Here is a 23,270-nt window from a genome sequence, read left to right on the forward strand (position 1 = left end):
TCAATATCCTGGCGTAAGGCGGATGAGGGGAAAAATATTGTTAGGTGATAACAAATAGCAGAACGGAATAACGAGGGGCGGGGTGGGGGGGAACTCTCTTCCCTGGCGGGAAGAGAGAGTGACAAGCTTATTTGATTTCCAGCTCGTTCATTGCAGCGATGTTGAAGCCGCCGTCAACGTGAACCACTTCGCCGGAGATGCCCGCGGAAAGGTCAGAGCACAGGAATGCCGCAGAGTTACCCACATCTTCGATGGTAACGGTACGACGAATCGGGGTAACCGCTTCGCAGTGTGCCAGCATTTTACGGAAATCTTTGATACCGGAAGCGGCCAGGGTACGGATTGGACCCGCAGAAATAGCGTTAACACGCACGCCTTCAGGACCCATCGCGTTCGCCATGTAGCGCACGTTGGCTTCCAGAGACGCTTTCGCCAGACCCATAACGTTGTAGTTAGGGATAGCACGTTCTGCGCCGAGGTAGGACAGAGTCAGCAGGGCTGCGCCCGGGTTCAGCATCGCGCGGCAGGATTTTGCCATTGCAACGAAGCTGTAGGAGCTGATGTCGTGGGCGATTTTGAAGCCATCACGGGTAACCGCGTTCACGTAGTCGCCGTCCAGCTGGTCGCCAGGAGCGAAGCCGATGGAGTGAACAAAACCGTCGAATTTCGGCCATGCTTTTGCCAGTTCAGCAAACATGCCATCAATGCTTTCGTCTTGTGCAACGTCACATTCCAGAACAATGCTGGAACCCAGCTGCGCGGCAAATTCTTCAACACGGCCTTTCAGCTTGTCGTTCTGGTAGGTGAACGCCAGCTCAGCGCCTTCGCGATGCATTGCCTGTGCGATGCCGTATGCGATGGACAGTTTGCTGGCAACGCCAGTCACCAGAATGCGCTTACCGGAAAGAAAACCCATAGCTTTAATCCTTATATTCATTGCTTATTTTGCCTTGTAATTCATAGCGTTACAGGCAGTATTTCAAAATCATTCGAAATTAGCTCGAAATTATAGCCCACTCACAGCCCCTTGTGTCACGATATTTCTCGCTCATGCGCCGTGAATGGGCTCACGGAAGAGGTTGAACTGACTCTTCATCAGGCTGTTTCGTGTGTATCCCAGCAGTATATCACCGCACGCGGGGTTCGCCTCATCCAACCAGAGACTGCCCGGAGCTTCACGCTTATACAGCCGGATCTTAATTCGCTGACGAGGGGATTCTGGCGATAACCTTAATTTCGAAATCAAAACCCGCAAGCCAGTTAACGCCTATTGCTGTCCAGTTTGGGTAAGGAGCGTGGGGAAATGCCAGTTTTTTCGCCTCCATGATAACGGGGAACTGGTTTTCAGGATCGGTATGAAACGTCGTGACATCAATCAGATCGTCAAAAGTACAACCCGCGGCTGCCAGGGTCGCCCGTAAATTATCGAACGCCAGCTGCACCTGAGCGGGGAAGTCGGGTTCAGGTGTGCCATCGCTGCGGCTGCCAACCTGACCGGAAACAAATAACAGATCGCCAGAGCGGATTGCAGCTGAATAGCCATGCTCTTCATAGAGGGCATGGCGATTAGCCGGGAAAACGGGATCACGTGGATGCATGGCTTTTCCTTTTCTGTCAGGGGTATTGTTGTGCTTACGCGGTAGAAGTAACATACGCGATGTATGTGAAAAATGTAATTCACATACATCGCGTATGTCAAATTATAGTTATCGCTTAATTAAGGAAGTCCCATGGCTACAAAACGTCGCGCTGAAACGGCCCAGGAAAATCGCGAGAAAATGATTCAGGCGGCGCGAAAGGCATTTGCTGAAAAAGGCTATGCCGCAGCGTCAATGGATGAACTCACGGCAAGCGTGGGGTTAACACGCGGCGCGCTATATCATAATTTCAACGACAAGAAGGGACTACTGGCGGCGGTGGTCGCGCAGATAGACAGCGAAATGGCAGCAAACGCAAAAGCGATTGCCGCCGCCGCCGAAGATGACTGGGAGCGACTGCTGGCGGAGGGCATCGCCTATATCAAAATGGCGCTCGTTCCGGAAGTTCAGCGTATCGTCCTCCTTGACGGCCCGGCTGTTCTGGGCGACCCGGCGCAATGGCCCAGCCAGAACAGCTGCCTTGAGTCGACCCGTCAGACCATCGAAAAAATGATGGAGTGCAACGTAATCAAAAAGATGGATGCCAGAGTCGCAGCCCATCTGCTGAATGGCGCTGCTCTGAATGCGGCTCTGCTGATTGCCGCGAGTGATGAACCGCAGAAGACCCTCCCGCATGCCATAGAGGTGTTTACTCTGCTGGCAAGCGGGTTACGCAGCGGCTAACGATCTTTACGCCACGCGTCCGCCGTCAACGCTTCACCAAAGTGGCCGGCAATCAGGCGTTTTGTCAGATCGTGGAGCGGGGAGGCCAGCACGTCAGCGGTACTGCCGCGCTCAACAACTTCTCCCTGGTGCATTACCAGCACCTGATCGCTGATGTGCTTCATCATGCCCAGGTGCTGAGTCACGTAGATATACGAGATCCCCTGCTTTTCCTGTAACTCCAGCATCAGGTTAATGAGCTGCGAACGCATCGACATATCCAGCGACGCCAGCGCTTCGTCGGCGATGATGACCTTCGGGCGCAGGATCAGCGCGCGGGCCAGACCGAGACGCTGTTTTTGGCCCGGGGCCAGCATGTGTGGGTAATAGCTGACATGGTCGGGCAGGAGGCCTACCAGACGCAGGGTTTCGACAATCCGTTTGCGACGCGCTTCCGGCTCCAGGTCGGTATTCAACCGCAGCGGGAAATCCAGGATCTGGGAAATACGCTGGCGCGGGTTCAGGGACGTCGACGGATCCTGAAAAATCATCCGGATGCGCTGACTGCGAAAAGAGTAGTCCCCAAATTCCAGAGGATGATCGTCAATCAGTATTTCACCGCCGCTTGGCTCGACCATGCCCGCGAGCATTTTTGCCAGGGTCGATTTGCCCGAGCCGTTTTCACCGATAATCGCCAGCGTCTGCTTTTCGCGCAGCGTAAAGCTCAGCGGTTTTACCGCCTCGACGGTCTGACGGTGAAACAGGCCGGTACGATAGCGAAAGGTCTTACTCAGGTTACGTACTTCCAGTAAGATTTCGACCATTTCACTCTCTCTCCATGTTCAGCGGGAAATGACAGGCAAACAGATGGTTTTTCGGCCCTGTCAGGCGCGGTGTTTCAATGCATTTACGCTGAGCATACGGGCAACGCGGTCCCAGACGGCAGCCAATGGGCAGCGATTCCAGCAGCGGTATCGCGCCAGGCAGCGTATTCAGACGGCTTTTGTGCGGCATCGCGCTGCCAAAGTCCGGTATCGCCCTGATCAGCGCCTGCGTATAGGGATGATGTGGCGTCGTCACCAGGTCTTCACTTGGCGCGGTTTCTACCGTCTGGCCGCAATACATTACATCAATTTTATCCGCCCACTTGCTCAGCATTTGCAGGTCGTGGCTGATCAGCAAAATGGTGGTGTTGTTATTCTGGTTCAGACGCGTGAGCAGGCGGAAAATCTGGGCCTGGGTGGTTGGCTCCATCGCGTTCGTTGGTTCGTCCGCAATCAGCAGACGCGGCTGATTCGCCAGGGCGATGGCAATCATCACTTTCTGGCATTCACCGTCGGTCAGTTCGTAGGGGAAACTGCGCATCGCGTCTTTATGGTCTTTGATCCCGACACGGTGCAACAGCTCAATGGCACGGCGTTTACGCCAGCCGAGACGTTGCCACCAGCGGCCTTTATAGGTCCAGCCGGGGATGTTCTGCATCAGCTGTTTACCGACGCGCTCGGACGGGTCGAGACAGGATTGCGGCTCCTGGAAAATCATCGAGACGTTATGGCCCACCAGTTTACGGCGTTCGCGCGGGGAGAGACGCAACAGATCGATGTCGTCGAAACGCATACGGTCGGCGGTCACCCGCCAGTTGTCCTTTGACACGCCGCAAATGGCCTTGGCGATCAGACTTTTCCCTGAACCCGATTCGCCCACCAGCCCGCGGATTTCGCCCTCTGCGAGCGTAATACTGATGCGATCCACGGCCTTGACCCAGCCTTCGCCCGTTTTAATTTCGATCGTGAGGTTGCGGATATCGAGTAACGGCATTATTGCACCCCCGCATTGATTGCGCGGCGGATCCCGTCGCCCAGCAGGTTAACGAGCAGCACGCTCACCATGATGGCCGCGCCCGGCAGCATGACCGTCCACGGCGCAACGTAAATCAGCTCCAGCGCATCGCCGAGCATAGCGCCCCATTCCGGAGAGGGGAGCTGCGCGCCCAGGTCCAGGAAGCCCAGCGCTGCAATATCCAGAATCGCCATCGACAGGGCGCGGGTGATCTCGGTCACCAGCCCAGCGGCAATGTTAGGCAGCACGGCAAACCACAAAATATTAAACGTGGTGGCGCCATCCAGACGGGCGGCGACGACATACTCTTTCTCCAGCTCGTCGTGAACCAGGCTGTAAACCGAGCGCACCATGCGCGGCAGAATGGCCAGCCAGACGGCGAACATCGCATGTGTGAGGTGCGGCCCCGCGAAGGCCACGACGATAATCGCCAGCAGCAGCGAAGGAATAGAGAGCAGGGTATCAAGAATATGGTTAAGCACGGCCGACCGCAATCCGTGGGTTGAGCCGGCAAAAATGCCCAGCGCCAGGCCGCAGATCGCGGCAGCCAGGGTGACCACGAACGCGCCGCCTACCGTAGGTGCGGCGCCGCTAAGTAAACGACTTAGCACGTCGCGTCCGAGATCGTCAGTCCCCAGGAAGAACGAAACCTCCCCGTAGCGCGACCACGACGGCGGTAACAGCTGATAGCCAAGGAACTGCTGATCGATGCCATACGGTGCAAACCACGAACCTAAAACGCACAGCAACACGAGGCCAATGCAGCCGTAAAAGCCGATCATCGCCGTGGTGTCGCCGTAAAAATTACGCCACACGGTGCGTAGCGCACCGGGCGTGCGCTTTTCGCTGTAGACGTTATCGTAAGGCATACCATTCCTTATGCTTCAATGGGTTGGCCATGGCACCCAAAATATCGGAAATAACGTTAACAATAATGACCAGAGAGCCAATCACCATCACGCCGGCGGAGATCGCCGCGTAATCCTGCTGGCGAATGGCGTTGATCATCCAGCGCCCAAGGCCCGGCCAGCTGAAAACCATCTCGGTGATCATCGCCAGCGTCAGCATGGTTGAGAATTGCAGCCCAAGACGTGGGATTACGGGGGGCAACGCATTGTGCAGCACATGGCGACGTAGAATCGTCAGGCGAGACAGTCCGCGCGTGGCGGCGGCTTTCACATAGTTTTGATCGAAGACTTCGATAGTGCTGATGCGCATCAGGCGAATCACTTCGGTCGTCGGCGCGACGGCCAGCGTAAGCACCGGCAGCACCATGTGGCGCAGCGCGCTCACGATCATTTCGTCGCGCCAGACTGAATCAGAAAGCCAGGCGTCAACGATGGCGAAGCCGCTCACCGTTTGCACGTTATACAGCAGGTCAAAACGGCCAGATACCGGCAGCCAGCCTAACGTCAGTGAAAAGAAGAGGGTAAGCAGTAGCGCCAGCCAGAAAACAGGGATGGAAAAGCCAATTAAGGCAAGCGCGCTGATAAATTTATCCTGCCATTTATTACGATAAATTCCCGCCAGCATTCCCACCGGGATCCCCACCATGAGGGCAAAGCCAAAGGCGAGTATACACAGCTCCATGGTGGCCGGGAAAACCACTTTCAGCTGTTCGGAGATGAGCTGTCCGTTGATGCTGGACACGCCAAAATCCCAGTGCAGCAGGCCATTAAACCAGAACAGCCAGGCATCCCAGAGAGATGAGCCCTGAAGCGGGGCGTGTGGGGTAAAGTAGCTCAGGCTAAAGCCGACAAAAGTCAGGAAGAACAGGGTGACCAGCAGTAACAGCAGCCGACGCAAGGTAAATATAATCATGGTTTTTTCACCTCTTGTTCTTTCTCACGGGTCACGCCCGCGAAGGAGGCGTTACCAAACGGGCTGAGTACCAGCCCTTTAATATCGTAACGGTAGGCCTGGAGGCGCAGGGAAGAGGCAAGCGGCAACACGGGAAGTTCTCTGGCCAGAATATTTTGCGCTTCATCGTAGGCCTCAATACGTGAGGCAAGCTGTTGAGACGCCAGCGCTTTTTGCAGCACGGCATCAAATTCCCGGTTACACCAGTGGGCGTAGTTGGTCTGGGAGTTGATTGCCGCACAGCTCAGCAGCGGACGGAAGAAGCTGTCCGGGTCGTTACTGTCGGTGGACCAGCCAGCCAGCGTTAAGTCGTGATTCATGTCCATCAGACGCGCCTCCTGGAAACGGCCTTCGACAGGCACGATGATCACCTTAACGCCCACCTGCGCCATATCAGCCTGCAACAGCTCCGCCGTTTTCAGTGGGCTGGGATTCCACGCCTGAGAGCTGGTGGGCACCCACAGCTGTAGCGTCAGGTTTTCTGCCCCCAGCGCTTTAAGCTGTTCGCGCGCTTTCGCCGGATTATATTCCGTAATCTTCGCCTCGCCGTCATAGGCCCAGGAGGCGCGCGGCAGAATAGAGGCGGCGGTTTCCGCGGTACCGTAGTAAATCGACTGCATCAGACGCTGGTTGTTGATCGCTAACGCCAGCGCATGGCGCACGGCCGGATTATTCAGCGGCGGCTTATCGGTGTTAAACGCCAGATAAGCGATGTTCATGCCCGGGCGCAGGGTCAGGCGCAGGCGTGGGTCGTCGCGCAAAATGGTCAACTGGCTGGCCGCAGGCCAGGCAAGCACGTCGCACTCGCCGGTCAGCAGTTTGGAGAGTCGGCCTGTTCCTCCTGAACCCAGATCAACAATAACCTGCGGCATCAGCGGCTTGCCGCGCCAGAAACGATCGTGGCGTTGCAGGCGAATGTATTGTCCGGCGCGGTACTCTGCTAACTGGAACGGACCGGTGCCTACAGGCTCACGATCGAGACGTTCCTGACGATCCTTTTTCGTCAGCTGATCCGCGTATTCGGCTGACATGACCGAGGCGTAGTGCGTCGCCAGATGCCAGAGGAAGGAGGCATCCGGACGCGTCAGGCGAAACTCAACCGTACGGTTATCCAGTTTGCGAACGCTTTTGACCGAGTCCGCGAATTGCAGGCTATCGAAATAGGGAAAGTTCCCGCCATTAACGTTATGCCACGGATGATTACGGTTGAATATGCGCTGGAAGGTGAAAACCACGTCATCCGCGTTGAGCTTACGGGTTGGGGTAAACCACGGGGTGTGCTGAAATGCGACATCATCGCGTAGACGAAAGCGGTATGTGGCGCCGTTATCAAGCACTTCCCAACTTTCAGCAAGCTCCGGAACCAGCCGATAGGTATAAGGATCGACGTCGAGCAGGCGATCGTAGAGCTGTGCGGCCAGCGTATCGACAATCAGGCCGCTCCCCGCTTTTTGCGGATTAAAAATATCAACTTGCCCGCTGACGCAGTAGACGAAACCACTATCACGGATATCAGGAGGCACAGCGCGATCGGGCGCAGCAAAGGCCAGATTGCTGAACAAACCGAGTGCAAACAGGGACGATAAAACCAGGCGCATAGTTTTTAAGGTTTTTAGATTCGATCTGCAAAGTGTATCGCACTTACGCCTGCTTCGTAAAAATGTCTGGGGGTAAGTGCTGATAATGTCAGCGCATTTGATGTTTTTTGAGCAATGCCCTTAACTGATGGTAGGTCAGGCCCAGCAGTTCAGCCGCCCGTTTCTGATTATATTTCGCCTCTTTCAGGCTCTGCTCAAGCAGCTGTTGCTCCTGCTGATGCTGGAACTGGCGTAAATCGAGCGGCAACGTCGGAGCCTGCTGGCGCGTCGCCGGAGCCGGGGGCTGTTTATCCTCACGCCGAAACGGATCGAGAATAATGTTGTCAAGTTCGGTCTCGCTGCTGCCATGCCGGTAAACGGACCGTTCCACCACGTTTTTCAGTTCACGAATATTGCCCGGCCAGTGGTAACCGAGCAGGGTCCCGGTGGCCCGTTCGCTGAAGCCCGGAAAGAGAGGCAGACCCAGTTCCCGGCACATCTGAATGGCAAATTGATCGGCCAGCAGCATGATATCGCTGCGCCGCTCCCGCAGCGGCGGCAGCTGTACAACATCGAAAGCCAGCCTGTCCAGCAGGTCGGCGCGGAATTTGTCCTCAGCCACCATCGCGGGCAGGTCGGCGTTGGTGGCGCATACTAGGCGAACGTTGACCTGGAGGGGCTGACTGCCGCCAACGCGTTCCAGTTCACCGTACTCAATGACGCGCAGCAGTTTTTCCTGCACCAGCATCGGCGCGGTCGCCAGCTCGTCGAGAAAGAGCGTTCCGCCATCGGCGCGCTCAAAGCGTCCGGGATGGCGTTTTTGTGCGCCGGTGAAGGCGCCAGCTTCATGACCAAACAGCTCGGTGTCGAGCAGGTTTTCATTCAGCGCCGCGCAGTTAAGGGAAATAAAAGGGCCGTCCCAGCGGCCAGACAGAAAGTGCAGGCGGTTAGCGATAAGTTCTTTACCCGTTCCGCGCTCACCGATAATCAGCACCGGTTTATTCAGTGGCGCGAGGCGCGATACCTGTTCAAGCACTTCCAGGAAGCTGTTGGCCTCGCCAAGCAAATTATCTTTATATTCAGCCATGATGAAATTAACCACTCCTTAGTGATATTCACCAGGTAAGAATAGCCGCTGGCTGGATAAATATCAATCACACTCAGTAAAATCAATAAGATAAAAAGTTGGCATGGGATTTGTATTAACTACTCAGCAGGGCATCGCCCGATAACAGAACTATGAGGATTGAATTATGGGTATTTTTTCTCGTTTTGCCGACATCGTGAACGCCAACATCAACTCGCTGCTGGAGAAAGCGGAAGATCCGCAGAAGCTGGTGCGCCTGATGATTCAGGAGATGGAAGACACGCTGGTTGAAGTACGCTCCACCTCCGCCCGCGCGCTGGCAGAGAAAAAGCAGTTAACGCGTCGTATCGAGCAGGCAACTGCCCAGCTTAACGAGTGGCAGGAAAAAGCGGAACTGGCGCTGCGCAAAGATAAAGAAGATCTGGCCCGCGCTGCGCTGATTGAGAAGCAGAAGCTGACCGACATGGTTGCCACGCTCGAACACGAAGTGACGCTGGTGGATGATACTCTGACGCGTATGAAGAAAGAGATTGGTGAGCTTGAAAACAAACTCAGCGAAACCCGTGCACGTCAACAGGCGCTGGCGCTGCGCCACCAGGCTGCAAGCTCGTCCCGCGACGTGCGTCGCCAGCTGGACAGCGGCAAACTGGATGAAGCGATGGCCCGTTTCGAATCGTTTGAACGCCGTATCGACCACATGGAAGCGGAAGCCGAGAGCCACAGCATCGGTAAACAGAAAACCCTCGATCAGCAGTTTGCTGACCTGAAAGCCGATGATGAAATTAGCGAGCAACTGGCTGCGCTGAAAGCCAAAATGAAACAAGACAACCAATAATAATTCCTGCGGCACCTGAGCGTGCCGCATCGTAAGACAAGGAGTACACATGAGCGCGCTTTTTCTGGCTATACCCCTGACCATTTTCGTGCTGTTTGTTCTGCCCATCTGGTTATGGCTGCACTACAGCAACCGCTCTTCACGCGGTGAGCTGTCGCAGAGTGAACAACAGCGGCTGGCGCAGCTCTCTGCCGAGGCAAATAAAATGCGCGAACGTATTCAGGCGCTGGAAGCGATCCTGGACGCGGAACACCCGAACTGGAGGGAACGGTAATGGCTGGACTGAATCTGAATAAAAAACTGTGGCGGATCCCACAGCAGGGCATGGTTCGGGGCGTTTGCGCCGGGCTGGCGCACTATCTGGATGTTCCGGTAAAACTGGTGCGTGTGGTCACGGTATTGTCGATTTTCTTCGGCCTGGCCTTTATTACACTGGTGGCATACATCATTCTGTCGTTTGTACTCGATCCTATGCCGGAAGGTGAGCTGGATGCGGAGAACACGCCAACCAGCAGCGATCTCCTGAACGCGGTGGATGAACAACTGAGCGCAGGGGAGAAGCGATTGCGCGAGATGGAACGTTATGTCACCTCCGATACCTTTACGCTGAGAAGTCGTTTTCGTCAGCTTTAAGAGAGAACTTACATGAAACAAAACTGGCAACAGGCCGGTCAGAAGGTAAAACCCGGCCTGAAAATCGCAGGTAAACTGGTTCTGATGACGGCGTTACGTTATGGCCCGGCCGGTGTGGCGGGTTGGGCGATCAAGTCTGTTGCCCGCAAGCCGGTCAGAATGATGCTGGCGGTCGCTCTGGAGCCGCTGTTACAGAAGCTGGCAAAACGCGTTTCCCGGCGCTACCTGTCACGCTAGTTCCTCCCGCATAAGCCCTTTCTCGCCCAGAGAAGGGGCATGACTTTCCCTTCTGCGTTTCTTCTGCTTTTCTGCTTTCTTTGCGGCAGCTCACAATAATGCGTTGCGCTGCGCTGAGATTGCTGCTTTCTGCCCCCGGGTCCGTTGACAGATATTTTTCATGAGAGTAGATTGCCAATCCGTGGGACCGCTACCATGGAAAATAATGTGAACGCAAAAATTAAAAAACTTATCAATCATATTTACGGTGAATCATTTTCAGATGCACACCTTAACGTGTTATTAACTAAGCTTGAAAAGGAGGCGGTTAATATTACGGAAAAGCGTAAGTCAGGCTGGGATGAAAAAGACGTTGTGCTGATTACCTATGCCGATCAGTTCTCCGCGAAAGGGGAGAAAGCGTTGCCGGTATTTACCCGGTTCTATAAAGAATGGCTTTCTCGCACGTTTTCTCATGTCCATCTGTTACCGTTTTATCCGTGGTCGTCGGATGATGGATTTTCCGTTATTGATTATCACGAAGTTGCACCTGAAACCGGAACCTGGCGAGATGTCGCGGAATTAAAACAGTCTGCCAGCTTAATGTTTGACTTCGTTTGCAACCATATGTCAGCGAAAAGCGAATGGTTTGCTAATTATCTGGCGCAGAAGCCGGGCTACGAAGATTTCTTTATTTCTGTCGATCCCGAAACCGATTTATCGGCGGTGACGCGTCCCCGCGCATTACCGCTGCTGACGCCGTTCACGCTTAATGATGGCAGCGTTCGTCATCTGTGGACCACATTCAGCGATGACCAGATCGATCTCAATTTCGCCTCGCCGCAGGTGCTGATTGCCATGGTTGACGTTCTGCTCCATTACCTCATGGAAGGGGCGCGTTATATCCGTCTGGATGCGGTCGGGTTTATGTGGAAGATCCCGGGAACCACCTGTATCCATCTGGAACAAACCCATTGCCTTATCCAGCTGTTCCGCGCCATTACGGACGCCGTGGCGCCTGGAACGGTGATCATCACTGAGACAAATGTTCCCCACAAAGACAATATCTCTTACTTCGGTGATGGTGAAAATGAAGCCCAGATGGTCTATCAGTTTTCCTTACCACCGCTGGTGCTGCACGCCGTTCATCGTCAGGATGTTAAAGCCCTGTGCCGGTGGGCGGGCTCGCTGGCGCTGCCTTCAACTTACACCACCTGGTTTAATTTCCTGGCTTCACATGATGGTATCGGATTGAACCCATTACGCGGCATCCTTCCGGAATCAGAGATCCTTTCGCTGGTCGAAAAGCTTCAGCAGGAAGGCGCGCTGGTCAACTGGAAAAATAATCCTGACGGAACGCGAAGCCCCTATGAAATTAATGTCACCTATCTTGATGCGCTGAGTTTGCGAGACAGCTCAGATGATGAGCGCATTGCGCGGTTCATCCTGGCGCATGCTGTGTTGTTAAGTTTTCCTGGCGTACCGGCTGTATATATTCAAAGCATTCTTGGTTCGCGTAACGATTATGAAGGTGTCGAACGTCTCGGATATAATCGCGCGATAAACAGGAAGAAATACACCGCAGGTCAGGTTGATCGGGAGCTTAATAATAATAAGAGTATACGTTATCAGATTTATTCTCGTTTGAGTGAGCTTATTGCTATTCGTCGCGGCGAGAGTGCGTTCCATCCGGATAGTCAGGCTATTTTTGACGCAATCGGTGAACATATTCTTAAAATTGTTCGTATTGCTGAAAATGGCGAGCGAATGACAGCATTATTTAATTTTAGCAATACAATGCAGACCGTTTATGAACAACCGCTCTTTGGTACGGAATTACTCTCAGGACAAGATATTAGCGGTACGGAACTGACCCTCAATCCATGGCAGGTAATGTGGATTAAAGAAAACTAAAAAGGACCCTAAAATGAAAATGCCCAAAATTGTGCTGTTATCAGCACTGGTTTCGTGCGCCCTGTTATCAGGCTGTAAGGACGATAAAGCATCTCAGGTCACCATTGAGTTTATGCACTCGTCGGTAGAACAGGAGCGTCAGGCAGTTATTACGAAACTGATCGAAAAATTCGAGAAAGAGAACCCGACTATTACGGTGAAACAGGTCCCCGTTGAGGAAGATGCCTATAACACCAAGGTCATTACGTTGGCCCGTACCGGCGCGCTGCCGGAAGTGATTGAAGTCAGCCATGACTACGCCAAAGTCATGGATAAAGAGCAACTACTGGACCGTGACGCGATCGGCAACGCGATTAACGCCGTCGGTGAAGATACCTTTTATGACGGCATATTACGCGTTGTTCGCACCGAAGATGGCAAGGCATGGACGGGGGTGCCGGTTAGCGCCTGGCTGTCCGGCGTCTGGTATCACAAAGATGCGCTCGCGGCTGCGGGGATCGAAGAACCGCACAACTGGGAGCAACTGCTGAAGGCCAGTCAGGCGCTCAACGATCCGGCGAAAAAACATTACGGTATCGCGCTTCCAACCGCAGAAAGCGTCATGACCGAGCAGGCCTTCTCGCAGTTTGCGTTGTCAGGCGGAGCCAACGTCTTTGATGCAAACGGCAACGTGAAAATCGATACCCCTGAAATGTCGAAAGCGCTGGCGTTTTATCGGGCACTGGCCGCGAACACCATGCCGGGCTCCAATGATGTCATGGAGATCAAAGACGCCTTCATGAACGGCTCAGCGCCTATGGCCGTTTACTCCACCTATATCCTGCCCGCGGTCTACAAAGATGGCAATCCGGCCAACCTGGGGTTCGTGGTCCCGACGGAAAAATCATCAGCCGTGTACGGCATGATCACCTCGTTGACGATCACGACTGGCCAGACCGAAGAGGAAACGCAGGCGGCAGAAAAGTTCGTGACCTGGATGGAGCAGGCTCAAAACGCGTCTGACTGGGTGATGATGTCCCCTGGCGCGGCGCTGCCGGTGAACAAACTCGTGGTGGGCACTGAGAGCTGGAAAAACAACGACGTGATCAAAGCCTTTGGCAAACTGCCTTACGAGCTGATTGCGCAGTTCCCGAACGTCCAGGTATTTGGCGCCGTAGGCGACAAAAACTTTACCCGCATGGGAGACGTTACCGGCTCCGGCATTATCAGTTCCATGGTGCATAACGTGACGGTGGGACAAAAAGATCTCAGTGCGACGTTAAGCAACAGCCAGAAGAAACTGACTGACCTGATATCACAACGATAGGAGCGCTTTGCGAAGGGAATTATGAAGACGTTGTTTTCTGGTCGTTCAGATATGCCTTTCGCCATGCTGCTGTTGGCCCCCAGCCTGATTTTGCTGGGGGGCCTGGTGGCCTGGCCAATGATTTCCAACATTGAAATCAGTTTTTTACGTTTACCGCTGAACCCGCGTATTGATGCGGTGTTTGTCGGCCTGGATAACTACATTCGCATTCTGGGCGATGCTGCATTCTGGCACTCCCTGTGGATGACGTTCTGGTACACGGCGCTGGTCGTGCTCGGCAGCACCGGGCTGGGACTGGCAGTAGCGATCTTCTTTAACCGTGAATTCCGCATGCGGAAAACGGCACGTTCACTGGTGATTCTGTCCTACGTGACGCCGTCTATTTCACTGGTATTTGCCTGGAAATACATGTTCAACAACGGCTACGGGATTGTGAACTACCTGGGCGTTGATCTGCTGCATCTCTACGATCAGGCGCCGCTATGGTTCGATAATCCTGGCAGCAGTTTTGTCCTGGTTGTGCTGTTCGCCATCTGGCGTTACTTCCCGTACGCCTTTATCTCGTTCCTCGCGATTTTACAGACCATTGATAAATCATTGTACGAAGCGGCAGAGATGGACGGAGCAAATGCCTGGCAGCGTTTTCGTATCGTGACGTTGCCCGCCATCATGCCGGTGCTGGCCACGGTGGTCACGCTGCGAACCATCTGGATGTTCTACATGTTTGCGGATGTTTATCTGCTCACCACCAAGGTCGACATTCTGGGCGTATATCTCTACAAAACCGCCTTTGCGTTCAATGACCTGGGTAAAGCAGCCGCCATTTCCGTTGTGCTGTTTGTGATCATCTTCGCTGTCATTCTGCTGACCAGAAAAAGGGTAAACCTCAATGGCAACAAATAAACGCGTTCTGGGCCGTATCGGTTTTTATCTGGGACTGGCGCTATTTCTGATTATCACGCTGTTCCCATTTTTTGTGATGTTAATGACGTCGTTCAAAAGCGCGAAAGAGGCGATCTCGCTGCACCCGACCATTCTGCCGCAGGAGTGGACGCTACAGCACTACATCGACATCTTTAACCCGCTGATTTTCCCGTTTGTGGATTACTTTCGTAACAGCATGGTGGTGTCGCTGACCTCCTCGGTCATTGCGGTGTTTCTCGGCACGCTGGGCGCGTATGCGTTATCCAAACTGCGCTTTAAAGGGCGCACGACGATCAATGCGAGCTTCTACACCGTCTATATGTTCTCCGGGATCCTGCTGGTGGTGCCGCTGTTCAAAATCATCACCGCGCTCGGCATTTATGACACCGAACTGGCGCTGATCATCACCATGGTGACGCAGACGTTGCCTACCGCGGTCTTTATGCTGCGCAGCTATTTCGACACCATCCCGGACGAAATCGAAGAAGCCGCGATGATGGACGGCCTGAACCGCCTGCAAATCATCTTCCGCATCACCGTGCCGCTGGCGATCTCGGGTCTGGTGTCGGTCTTTGTCTACTGCTTCATGGTGGCGTGGAATGACTATCTGTTCGCCTCCATTTTCCTGTCCAGCGCCAGCAACTTCACGTTGCCGGTCGGGCTGAACACGCTCTTCAGTACGCCAGATTACATCTGGGGTCGCATGATGGCGGCATCGCTGGTGACGGCACTTCCGGTCGTCATTATGTATGCCCTGTCTGAACGTTTTATCAAAAGTGGTTTGACCGCCGGCGGCGTGAAGGGCTGAGGCGGCCGATTTTAACAAGGAGTCAGTCATGAAAAAATTAGTTGCGACAGCGCCTCGTGTAGCGGCGCTGGTGGAATACGAAGATCGTCCTGTTGCAGCACACGAGGTGAAGATTCGTGCCCGTTATGGCGCCCCAAAACACGGCACTGAAGTCGTGGATTTCCGCGCGGCAAGCCCGTTCATCGATAAAGAGTTCAACGCGGAGTGGCAGATGTTTACCCCGCGTGAAGAAGGTGCAGCGCGCGGCATCGAATTTGGTAAATTCCAGCTGGGGAACATGATCGTCGGCGACATCATCGAATGTGGTGCGGACGTGACGGAATACCAGATCGGCGACAGCGTCTGCTGCTACGGCCCGTTGCAGGAAACGGTCATTGTTAACGCGGTGAACAACTATAAGCTGCGCAAAATGCCGCAGGGCGCATCCTGGAAAAATGCCGTTTGTTACGATCCGGCGCAGTTCGCCATGAGCGGCGTGCGTGATGCTAACGTCCGCGTAGGGGATTTCGTCGTGGTTGTGGGGCTGGGCGCGATTGGCCAGATTGCGATTCAGCTGGCGAAAAAAGCCGGCGCGTCAGTGGTTATTGGTGTCGATCCTATCGAACATCGCTGTGAGATCGCCCGTCGTCACGGTGCAGACCACTGCCTGAACCCAATCGGTACCGATGTTGGTCTGGAAATTAAGAAACTGACCGGCAAGCAGGGCGCGGATGTGATCATCGAAACCAGCGGATTTGCAGATGCGCTGCAATCTGCGCTGCGCGGTCTCGCCTACGGCGGAACGATCTCCTACGTGGCCTTCGCCAAGCCGTTTGCGGCGGGCTTCAACCTTGGTCGCGAGGCACACTTCAACAACGCCAAAATTGTCTTCTCCCGCGCATGCAGTGAACCCAACCCGGATTATCCGCGCTGGAGCCGCAAGCGTATTGAAGAGACCTGCTGGGAATTGCTGATGAACGGTTATCTCAATTGCGAAGATCTGATCGACCCGGTCGTCACCTTCACCACCAGCCCGGAAAGCTATATGAAGTATGTCGATCAGCACCCGGAACTCAGTATCAAAATGGGCGTCACTTTTTAAGCTAAGGACAGCAAATCATGAAAATCGCAACACAAAACCAGGCCTTTTTCCCGACCGCTATCATGGAAAAATTCGAATACATCAAAGCGATGGGATTTGATGGCTACGAAATTGATGGCCGGCTGCTGGTGGAAAACCTCGACGAAGTAAAAGCGGCTATCAAAGCCACCGGCCTGCCGGTCACGACGGCCTGTGGCGGATACGATGGCTGGATCGGGGATTTTATCGAAGAACGCCGCCTGAACGGTCTACAGCAGATTGAACGCATTCTGGAAGCGCTGGCAGAAGTGGGCGGAAAGGGGATTATCGTTCCGGCTGCCTGGGGGATGTTTACTTTCCGTCTGCCGCCAATGACTTCGCCACGTAGCCTGGACGGCGATCGCAAAGCGGTCAGCGCTTCCCTGCGCTGGCTGGATGAGGTGGCAGCGCGCACCGGTACTACCGTCTACCTGGAGCCGCTGAACCGCTATCAGGATCATATGATCAACACCCTGGCCGATGCGCGTCGTTATATCGAAGAGAACGGCCTGAAGCACGTGCAGATCATCGGTGATTTCTACCACATGAATATTGAAGAAGACTCCCTGACGGAAGCGCTGCATCACAACCGCGACCTGCTGGGTCATGTGCACATTGCTGACAACCACCGCTATCAGCCGGGCAGCGGCAGCCTCGATTTCGCCAGCCTGTTCGATCAGCTGCGTGCCGATAACTATCAGGGTTATGTCGTGTACGAGTGCCGGGTGCGTGCCGACGATCCGGCTCAGGCCTATAAGGACTCTCTCACTTACTTGCGTGATTGCTAAGGATGACGAGCGTGATGAGTGCTTCTACACCTTTGCCTCTGCGCGTCGCCATCATTGGCGCCGGGCAGGTTGCAGACAAAGTGCATGCCTCGTATTACGCCACGCGCAGTGATGTTCAAATGGTGGCTGTCATGGACAGCCGCCTTGAGCAGGCACAGGCGTTCGCGGAACGTTATGCTATTCCATCGGCATGGCAGGACGCTCACGAGATGTTGCAGGAAGTAAAACCGGATGTGGTGAGCGTCTGTTCGCCTAACCGGTTCCATTTTGAACATGTGATGGCGGCTCTCGAAGCAGGCTGTCATGTGATGTGTGAAAAGCCGCCGGCGATGACGCCGCACCAGGCGGATGAGATGCGTCTCGTGGCGCGCAAGGCTGGAAAAGTCCTCGCGTACGATTTTCACCATCGCTTTGCCCTGGATACCCAGCTCCTGCGCGATGCGGTTATGAACGGAACGCTCGGTGAAATTTACTTCACCTCCGCGCAGGCGCTGCGTCGTTGCGGTGTGCCGGGGTGGGGCGTGTTCACCAATAAATCGCTTCAGGGCGGTGGGCCGCTGATCGATATCGGCATTCATATGCTGGATGCCGCGATGTATGTGCTGGGCTTCCCGGCCGTGAAGCGGGTAACCGCGCACAGCTTCCAGAGACTGGGGAACCGGAAACACATCGGCCAGTTTGGCGAATGGGATCCTGCGCAGTTTACCGTGGAAGATGCCCTGTTTGGCACGATTGAGTTCTGCAACGGTGGCATTCTGCGTCTGGACACCTCTTTTGCGCTTAATATCCGCGAGCAGTCGATCATGAACGTCTCTTTCTGCGGTGAGAAGGCGGGTGCAACGCTGTTCCCGGCACACATTTATAACGACGAAGCCGGTGTTTTGCAGACGCTGATCCAGCGTGAAGAAGCTGACGATCGGAGACATCTGCGCAGTATGGACGCGTTTGTTCGCCACGTATTGGGCGAGCCGGTCATGATTGCCGATGCGGAGCAGGGGCTGGTGATCCAGCAATTAGTCGCGGCGTTATATGAAGCCGCGGAAACAGGGGAAAGCGTGACGTTATGCTGAACCAGTCTGTATTAACCGATCCGGGCTTTTGCCCGCATAGTCTGAATAAGTACGCGTCCATTATGGCCTGCGGCAATGGCTACATGGGCATGCGCGCCACGCATGAAGAAGATTACACCCAGCAGACCAGAGGCATGTATCTCGCGGGGCTGTATCATCGCGCGGGACGCAACGAAACCACTGAGCTGATCAATCTGCCGGATGTCACCGGGATTGAAGTTGAGCTGGACGGCGTCAATTTCACGCTACTTTCAGGCGAAATTCTTGAGTGGCAACGCGAGCTGGCCTTTGCTAACGGCGAACTGCATCGTAACGTTGTCTGGCGTTCGCCGGACGGAAAACGCTATCGCCTCGAGAGCCGTCGTTTTGTTTCGCTGGACCAGTTGCCCTTAGTGGCAATGCAGCTCTCGATCACACCGCTTGACGGCGCCGCTCAGGCCGTGCTGAAAACCGGCATAGATGCGACACAAACAAACAGCGGCAGGCAGCATCTGGATGAAATCTCGGTCAGGGTCTTTGACCAGCACTACATGCAGGGTGTGTATGAAACGCAGGACCGGGCGTCTGAAGTTGTTGTTTCGGCGTTTTGTCAGCTCTCCGCTAAGAGCGACAGCTGTTTCACCGCCAAAAATCGTCGCCTCAGCGTTCATCATTCTCTGACTATCTTGCAAGGTGACACTGTCACGCTTGAAAAAATCGTCTGGCTGACGAATCGCTGCGATAAATCGCTCTCGCAGGAGTCTTTCGCCCGCAACGCGCTGGCCGATCTCAAAGTCTGCGCGGCAAGAGGCTACGATACGTTGCTTGAGAGCTCAGCGTACGCCTGGGAAGCGGTCTGGCGTGATGCTCGGGTGGAAGTGACTTGTGCAGAACAGCAGGATCAGCTGGCGCTGGATTACGCCGTCTGGCATCTGACGACAATGACGCCTGCTCATGATGAGCGAAGCAGTATTGCGGCGAAAGGGCTGACGGGTGAGGGGTATAAGGGACACGTCTTCTGGGATACCGAAATTTTCCTGCTGCCGTTCCATCTGTTTACCCGTCCACAGATTGCCCGCAGTCTGCTGCGCTATCGCTGGCTCAATCTTTCGGGCGCGCGTGAAAAAGCACGCCGTAACGGTTGGCCGGGCGCGTTGTTCCCGTGGGAAAGCGCCGCCAGCGGACAGGAAGAGACGCCAGAATTCGCGGCCATTAACATCCGCACCGGGGTTCGCCAGAAGATCGCCTCCGCACTCGCTGAACACCACATCGTGGCAGATATTGCCTGGGCCGTTGTCGCTTACTGGCAGGCAACACACGACGATGCCTTTATGCGCAATGAGGGCCTGACGCTGCTGATGGAAACCGCTTCGTTCTGGATGGGACGCGCGACGGAAATTAATGGTCGTCTTGAGATCCATGACGTGATCGGACCGGATGAATACACCGAGCATGTCAACAACAACGCCTACACCAACTATCTGGCCTGGCACAACGTTGCCTGCGCGCGTCAGTTTATGGCGATGTTTGGGCGTGAAGATGCGCGTTTTACGGAGAATGCCGGGACGTTTCTGGCGCGCCTGTGGCTGCCAGAGGCCGACGCAGAGGGTGTGATCCCGCAGGATGATACCTTCATGGCAAAACCTGCCATCGATCTGAGCCGCTATAAAGCCAAAGCGGGTAAGCAAACCATTCTGCTTGATTACTCTCGCGCGGAAGTGAACGAGATGCAGATCCTGAAGCAGGCCGACGTGGTGATGCTTAACTACCTGCTGCCGGAACGGTTTACGCCGCAGCAATGTGCCGCCAATCTGGCGTTCTACGAGCCACGCACGATCCATGATTCATCCCTGAGTAAAGCCATTCACGGCATTGTGCTCGCACGCTGCGGTGACACTGACGGGGCGTATGCCTTCTGGCGCGATGGTATCGCCATTGACCTGGGAGACGACCCGCACAGCAGCGATGATGGTATTCATGCCGCCGCCACCGGTGCGATCTGGTTGGGTGCCATTCAGGGATTTGCTGGCCTGCACATTAGCGAAGGGGAGCTGCATCTTGCGCCGAAGCTGCCTGTTCACTGGCAGAAACTCGCCTTCCCGCTGCGGTGGCGGAACGCAACAATGCACGTTACCTGTGAAGATGACCAGTTAACCATTGAAACTACAGCACCTGTCACGTTGACGCTGTGGGGTAAAACGCTGCACGTATCAGGGCGAAAGGTCTGTGCGCGTAAGGACTTTCTTGCATCTGTTAATGGGACCGCTACCACGGAGGGGCGCCATGACGCTTAACGCTGTTGTATTCGATCTGGACGGGGTGATCACCGATACCGCGCATCTTCACTTTCTGGCCTGGCGCGCCGTGGCGGAGGAGATTGGTATCACCTTCGATGAAGTATTTAACGAACAGCTGAAGGGAATAAGCCGTATGGACTCCCTCCAGCGCATTCTGAAACATGGCGGGAAAGAGGGGATGTTCAGTGACGAGCAGCGCCTGGCGCTGGCGACGAAGAAAAACGCGCTTTACGTCCAGTCGCTGGCATCACTGACGCAGGATTCACTGCTGCCGGGTATTTGCGACGTGCTGGCGGATATTCGCGCCGCGAAGGTCAAAATTGGCCTGGCATCCGTATCGCTTAATGCCCCTGGGATTTTGCACGCGTTGGGTATTCATCAGGCTTTCGATTTTTGCGCCGATGCTTCGCGCATTAGCCGCTCAAAGCCAGACCCGGAAATCTTCCTTGCGGCCTGTAAAGGACTGAACGTGCGTCCTGAAGAGGCCATTGGTATCGAAGATGCCGCCGCAGGGGTAGATGCGATTAACGCCGCAGGAATGCTGTCGGTCGGGATTGGGCCTGGCCTGAACCATGCGGGATTACAACTTCATTCAACGCAGGAGCTGACCTGGGAACGTCTGACGGCGTTCTGGGCATCCCGGGCGTATTGATAAGGAATTAATAATGGCTCAACTGTCTCTGAAACACATTCAGAAAATCTATGATAACCAGGTCCACGTGGTGAAGGATTTCAACCTCGAAATTGAAGACAAAGAATTTATCGTCTTCGTCGGTCCATCGGGCTGTGGGAAATCCACGACGCTGCGAATGATTGCCGGCCTCGAGGAGATCAGCGCGGGTGAACTGATTATTGACGGGGTTTGCATGAATGATGTTCCCGCCAAATCCCGTGATATCGCGATGGTCTTCCAGAACTATGCGCTCTATCCGCATATGACGGTCTACGACAACATGGCGTTTGGCCTGAAAATGCAAAAAATTGCGCCCTCCGTCATTGAAGAACGCGTTACCTGGGCGGCACAGATCCTGGGCTTGCGCGACTATCTCCAGCGTAAACCTGGCGCGTTGTCCGGCGGTCAGCGCCAGCGCGTGGCGTTAGGCAGGGCGATAGTGCGCGAAGCGGGGGTCTTCCTGATGGATGAGCCTTTATCCAACCTCGATGCCAAACTTCGTGTGCAGATGCGCGCTGAAATCAGCAAGCTGCACCAGAAGCTTAATACCACCATGATTTACGTAACGCACGATCAGACGGAAGCCATGACGATGGCAACCCGCATCGTGATTTTAAAAGACGGCATCATTCAGCAGGTGGGCGCGCCGAAGCAGGTCTACAACGAGCCGGCGAATATGTTCGTTGCAGGGTTTATTGGCTCACCGGCGATGAACTTCATTCGTGGCGCGATCGACGACCGCTACTTTGTGACCGAAACGCTGCATCTGGAGATCCCGGAGGACAAGCTGGCCGTGCTTAATGCGCAAGGTTACCAGCGTAAAGCGGTCGTCTTTGGGATCCGTCCGGAAGATATTCTCACCCCGCAGCGAACTGGTGAAAACATCACAGCGAAGATCAGCGTTGCTGAGCTGACCGGGGCTGAATTTATGCTTTATGCCACCGTGGGTGGGCATGAACTGGTTGTCCGTGCGGGAGCGGCGGATGATTACGTTGCCGGAGAGAATATCGGCATCCAGTTCGATATGAATAAGTGCCATTTCTTCGATGCTGATACTGAAACAGCTATTAGATAAGAAAGGTGTTCGCCGGAAATGAAAGTTTCCGGTTTTTTGTGTGTTAATTATAAAGGAATATTTTAATGAGTACTCTACTAAGAAGTGCTGCGCTCGTCCTGTGCGCAGGGGTGAGCTGCGCGCAAGCAACAGAATCAGCCAAACAGTGGGAATTTAATATTGGCGCCATGTATGAAATTGAAAACGTAGAAGGTCAGGCTGACGATAAAGATGGATTATATGAACCCTCCGTGTGGTTTAATGCCACATGGGATGCCTGGACCATTTCGCTGGCTATGTATCAGGAAGGGCCGGTCGATTACAGTAGCATGACGCGCGGCACCTATTTCGATCGTCCTGAAGTAGAATTACGCTATCGTTTTATCGGCACCGATGATTTTACGTTCGGCCTGACCGGTGGCTTCCGTAATTATGGCTATCACTTTAAGGATGAGCATGGTGCTAAAGACGGTAGTGCTAATATGCAGCGCTACAAAGTTCAGCCTGACTGGGATATTAAACTAACCGACGACTGGCGTTTTGGCGGCTGGTTTGCCATGTATCAGTTTGCCAACGATCTGGAAAAAACCGGCTATTCTGACAGCCGCGTCGAGACCGAAACCGGTTTTACCTGGACAATTAACGAAACGGTCTCGGCAAAAGTTAATTACTATTTAGAGCGCGGTTTTAATATGGACGGTTCACGTAATAACGGTGAATTCTCCACTCAGGAAATTCGCGCCTATCTGCCGATTTCATTGGGTCAGACGACGTTAACGCCTTATACCCGTCTGGGACTCGATCGCTGGTCAAACTGGGACTGGCAAGACGATCCTGAGCGTGAAGGACATGATTTCAACCGTTTGGGTATGCTGTACGCCTATGATTTTAACAATGGTTTATCCATGACGCTGGAATATGCCTACGAATGGGAAAACCATGACGAAGGGGAAAGTGACCGTTTCCACTATGCTGGTATCGGCGTGAATTACGCGTTTTGATAACACTTCA

Annotated in this window: 24 protein-coding genes; 16 read left to right on the top strand and 8 right to left on the bottom strand. The window is 54.3% G+C overall.

From position 1 onward, the window contains the following. Positions 1-127: 127 nt before the first annotated feature. The gene (gene fabI / locus IM290_RS19335; protein ID WP_003856831.1) at positions 128-916 is read right to left on the bottom strand and encodes an enoyl-ACP reductase FabI; all 789 of its coding nucleotides are present in this window, start codon (positions 914-916) and stop codon (positions 128-130) included. A 280-nt stretch (positions 917-1,196) separates the two neighbouring features. Continuing rightward, complete coding sequence (locus tag IM290_RS19340) at positions 1,197-1,598, bottom strand: RidA family protein (protein ID WP_062938837.1); 402 nt, start codon at positions 1,596-1,598, stop codon at positions 1,197-1,199. A gap of 132 nt (positions 1,599-1,730) precedes the next feature. Here IM290_RS19340 and IM290_RS19345 point away from each other — a divergent pair, with 132 nt between their 5' ends. Further along, entirely contained in the window at positions 1,731-2,321 is a 591-nt protein-coding gene (locus IM290_RS19345; protein WP_015570397.1) for a TetR/AcrR family transcriptional regulator, read from the top strand. Here IM290_RS19345 and sapF read toward each other — a convergent pair. From sapF to pspF, 6 genes are all read right to left on the bottom strand, one after another. Further along, positions 2,318-3,124, bottom strand: coding sequence for a putrescine export ABC transporter ATP-binding protein SapF (sapF, locus tag IM290_RS19350; protein WP_193042495.1), 807 nt, complete (start codon positions 3,122-3,124; stop codon positions 2,318-2,320). The genes IM290_RS19345 and sapF overlap by 4 nt on opposite strands. Position 3,125: 1 nt before the next feature. Further along, positions 3,126-4,118: a putrescine export ABC transporter ATP-binding protein SapD gene (gene sapD, locus IM290_RS19355; RefSeq protein ID WP_193042494.1), complete on the bottom strand. Its 993-nt coding sequence runs from the start codon at positions 4,116-4,118 to the stop codon at positions 3,126-3,128. Then, positions 4,118-5,008, bottom strand: coding sequence for a putrescine export ABC transporter permease SapC (gene sapC, locus IM290_RS19360; protein WP_003856843.1), 891 nt, complete (start codon positions 5,006-5,008; stop codon positions 4,118-4,120). The genes sapD and sapC overlap by 1 nt, the downstream gene beginning before the upstream one ends. Then, entirely contained in the window at positions 4,995-5,960 is a 966-nt protein-coding gene (gene sapB, locus IM290_RS19365) for a putrescine export ABC transporter permease SapB (RefSeq protein ID WP_033486861.1), read from the bottom strand. The genes sapC and sapB overlap by 14 nt, the downstream gene beginning before the upstream one ends. Then, positions 5,957-7,597 (bottom strand): ABC transporter substrate-binding protein SapA, encoded by a 1,641-nt coding sequence (gene sapA / locus IM290_RS19370; protein ID WP_193042493.1) that lies wholly within the window; start codon positions 7,595-7,597, stop codon positions 5,957-5,959. The genes sapB and sapA overlap by 4 nt, the downstream gene beginning before the upstream one ends. Before the next feature lie 88 nt (positions 7,598-7,685). Beyond that, positions 7,686-8,678, bottom strand: coding sequence for a phage shock protein operon transcriptional activator (pspF, locus tag IM290_RS19375; protein WP_193042492.1), 993 nt, complete (start codon positions 8,676-8,678; stop codon positions 7,686-7,688). A gap of 151 nt (positions 8,679-8,829) precedes the next feature. On the opposite strand from pspF, the gene pspA reads away from it, so the two are divergent. From pspA to IM290_RS19450, 15 genes are all read left to right on the top strand, one after another. After that, a complete protein-coding gene (gene pspA / locus IM290_RS19380) occupies positions 8,830-9,498 on the top strand; it encodes a phage shock protein PspA (protein ID WP_022651342.1) in 669 nt (222 codons plus the stop codon). A 49-nt stretch (positions 9,499-9,547) separates the two neighbouring features. After that, complete coding sequence (gene pspB / locus IM290_RS19385) at positions 9,548-9,772, top strand: envelope stress response membrane protein PspB (RefSeq protein ID WP_003856853.1); 225 nt, start codon at positions 9,548-9,550, stop codon at positions 9,770-9,772. Further along, complete coding sequence (pspC, locus tag IM290_RS19390; RefSeq protein WP_006810819.1) at positions 9,772-10,131, top strand: envelope stress response membrane protein PspC; 360 nt, start codon at positions 9,772-9,774, stop codon at positions 10,129-10,131. The genes pspB and pspC overlap by 1 nt, the downstream gene beginning before the upstream one ends. Positions 10,132-10,143: 12 nt before the next feature. Further along, positions 10,144-10,368: a phage shock protein PspD gene (pspD, locus tag IM290_RS19395; RefSeq protein ID WP_003856857.1), complete on the top strand. Its 225-nt coding sequence runs from the start codon at positions 10,144-10,146 to the stop codon at positions 10,366-10,368. Positions 10,369-10,563: 195 nt separating this feature from the next. Next, positions 10,564-12,261: a sugar phosphorylase gene (locus tag IM290_RS19400; RefSeq protein WP_193042491.1), complete on the top strand. Its 1,698-nt coding sequence runs from the start codon at positions 10,564-10,566 to the stop codon at positions 12,259-12,261. A 13-nt stretch (positions 12,262-12,274) separates the two neighbouring features. Then, positions 12,275-13,567: an ABC transporter substrate-binding protein gene (locus IM290_RS19405; protein WP_193042490.1), complete on the top strand. Its 1,293-nt coding sequence runs from the start codon at positions 12,275-12,277 to the stop codon at positions 13,565-13,567. Between the two features lie 21 nt (positions 13,568-13,588). Beyond that, positions 13,589-14,470, top strand: a complete 882-nt coding sequence (locus IM290_RS19410; RefSeq protein ID WP_003856862.1) for a carbohydrate ABC transporter permease — start codon at positions 13,589-13,591, stop codon at positions 14,468-14,470. Next, positions 14,457-15,299, top strand: coding sequence for a carbohydrate ABC transporter permease (locus IM290_RS19415; RefSeq protein WP_015570402.1), 843 nt, complete (start codon positions 14,457-14,459; stop codon positions 15,297-15,299). Before IM290_RS19410 ends, IM290_RS19415 begins: the two co-directional genes overlap by 14 nt. Before the next feature lie 28 nt (positions 15,300-15,327). Beyond that, positions 15,328-16,380 (top strand): zinc-binding alcohol dehydrogenase, encoded by a 1,053-nt coding sequence (locus IM290_RS19420; RefSeq protein ID WP_193042489.1) that lies wholly within the window; start codon positions 15,328-15,330, stop codon positions 16,378-16,380. Positions 16,381-16,397: 17 nt separating this feature from the next. Next, complete coding sequence (locus IM290_RS19425) at positions 16,398-17,186, top strand: sugar phosphate isomerase/epimerase (protein ID WP_032669698.1); 789 nt, start codon at positions 16,398-16,400, stop codon at positions 17,184-17,186. Positions 17,187-17,197: 11 nt separating this feature from the next. Beyond that, on the top strand, positions 17,198-18,256 hold the full coding sequence (locus tag IM290_RS19430) for a Gfo/Idh/MocA family protein (RefSeq protein ID WP_193042488.1): 1,059 nt from the start codon (positions 17,198-17,200) through the stop codon (positions 18,254-18,256). Further along, positions 18,250-20,529 (top strand): glycoside hydrolase family 65 protein, encoded by a 2,280-nt coding sequence (locus IM290_RS19435; protein ID WP_193042487.1) that lies wholly within the window; start codon positions 18,250-18,252, stop codon positions 20,527-20,529. The genes IM290_RS19430 and IM290_RS19435 overlap by 7 nt, the downstream gene beginning before the upstream one ends. Beyond that, positions 20,519-21,184 carry a beta-phosphoglucomutase gene (pgmB, locus tag IM290_RS19440; protein ID WP_193042486.1) on the top strand — a complete coding sequence of 222 codons (666 nt, stop codon included), beginning with the start codon at positions 20,519-20,521 and terminating at the stop codon, positions 21,182-21,184. Before IM290_RS19435 ends, pgmB begins: the two co-directional genes overlap by 11 nt. 13 nt (positions 21,185-21,197) lie before the next feature. After that, positions 21,198-22,280 (top strand): ABC transporter ATP-binding protein, encoded by a 1,083-nt coding sequence (locus tag IM290_RS19445; protein ID WP_017383091.1) that lies wholly within the window; start codon positions 21,198-21,200, stop codon positions 22,278-22,280. Between the two features lie 65 nt (positions 22,281-22,345). Beyond that, positions 22,346-23,260 (top strand): OmpG family monomeric porin, encoded by a 915-nt coding sequence (locus tag IM290_RS19450; protein WP_023303821.1) that lies wholly within the window; start codon positions 22,346-22,348, stop codon positions 23,258-23,260. Positions 23,261-23,270: the final 10 nt, after the last annotated feature.

It is taken from the genome of Enterobacter cloacae complex sp. S1, assembly GCF_014930525.1.
Taxonomy (GTDB): Bacteria; Pseudomonadota; Gammaproteobacteria; order Enterobacterales; family Enterobacteriaceae; genus Enterobacter; species Enterobacter hormaechei_C.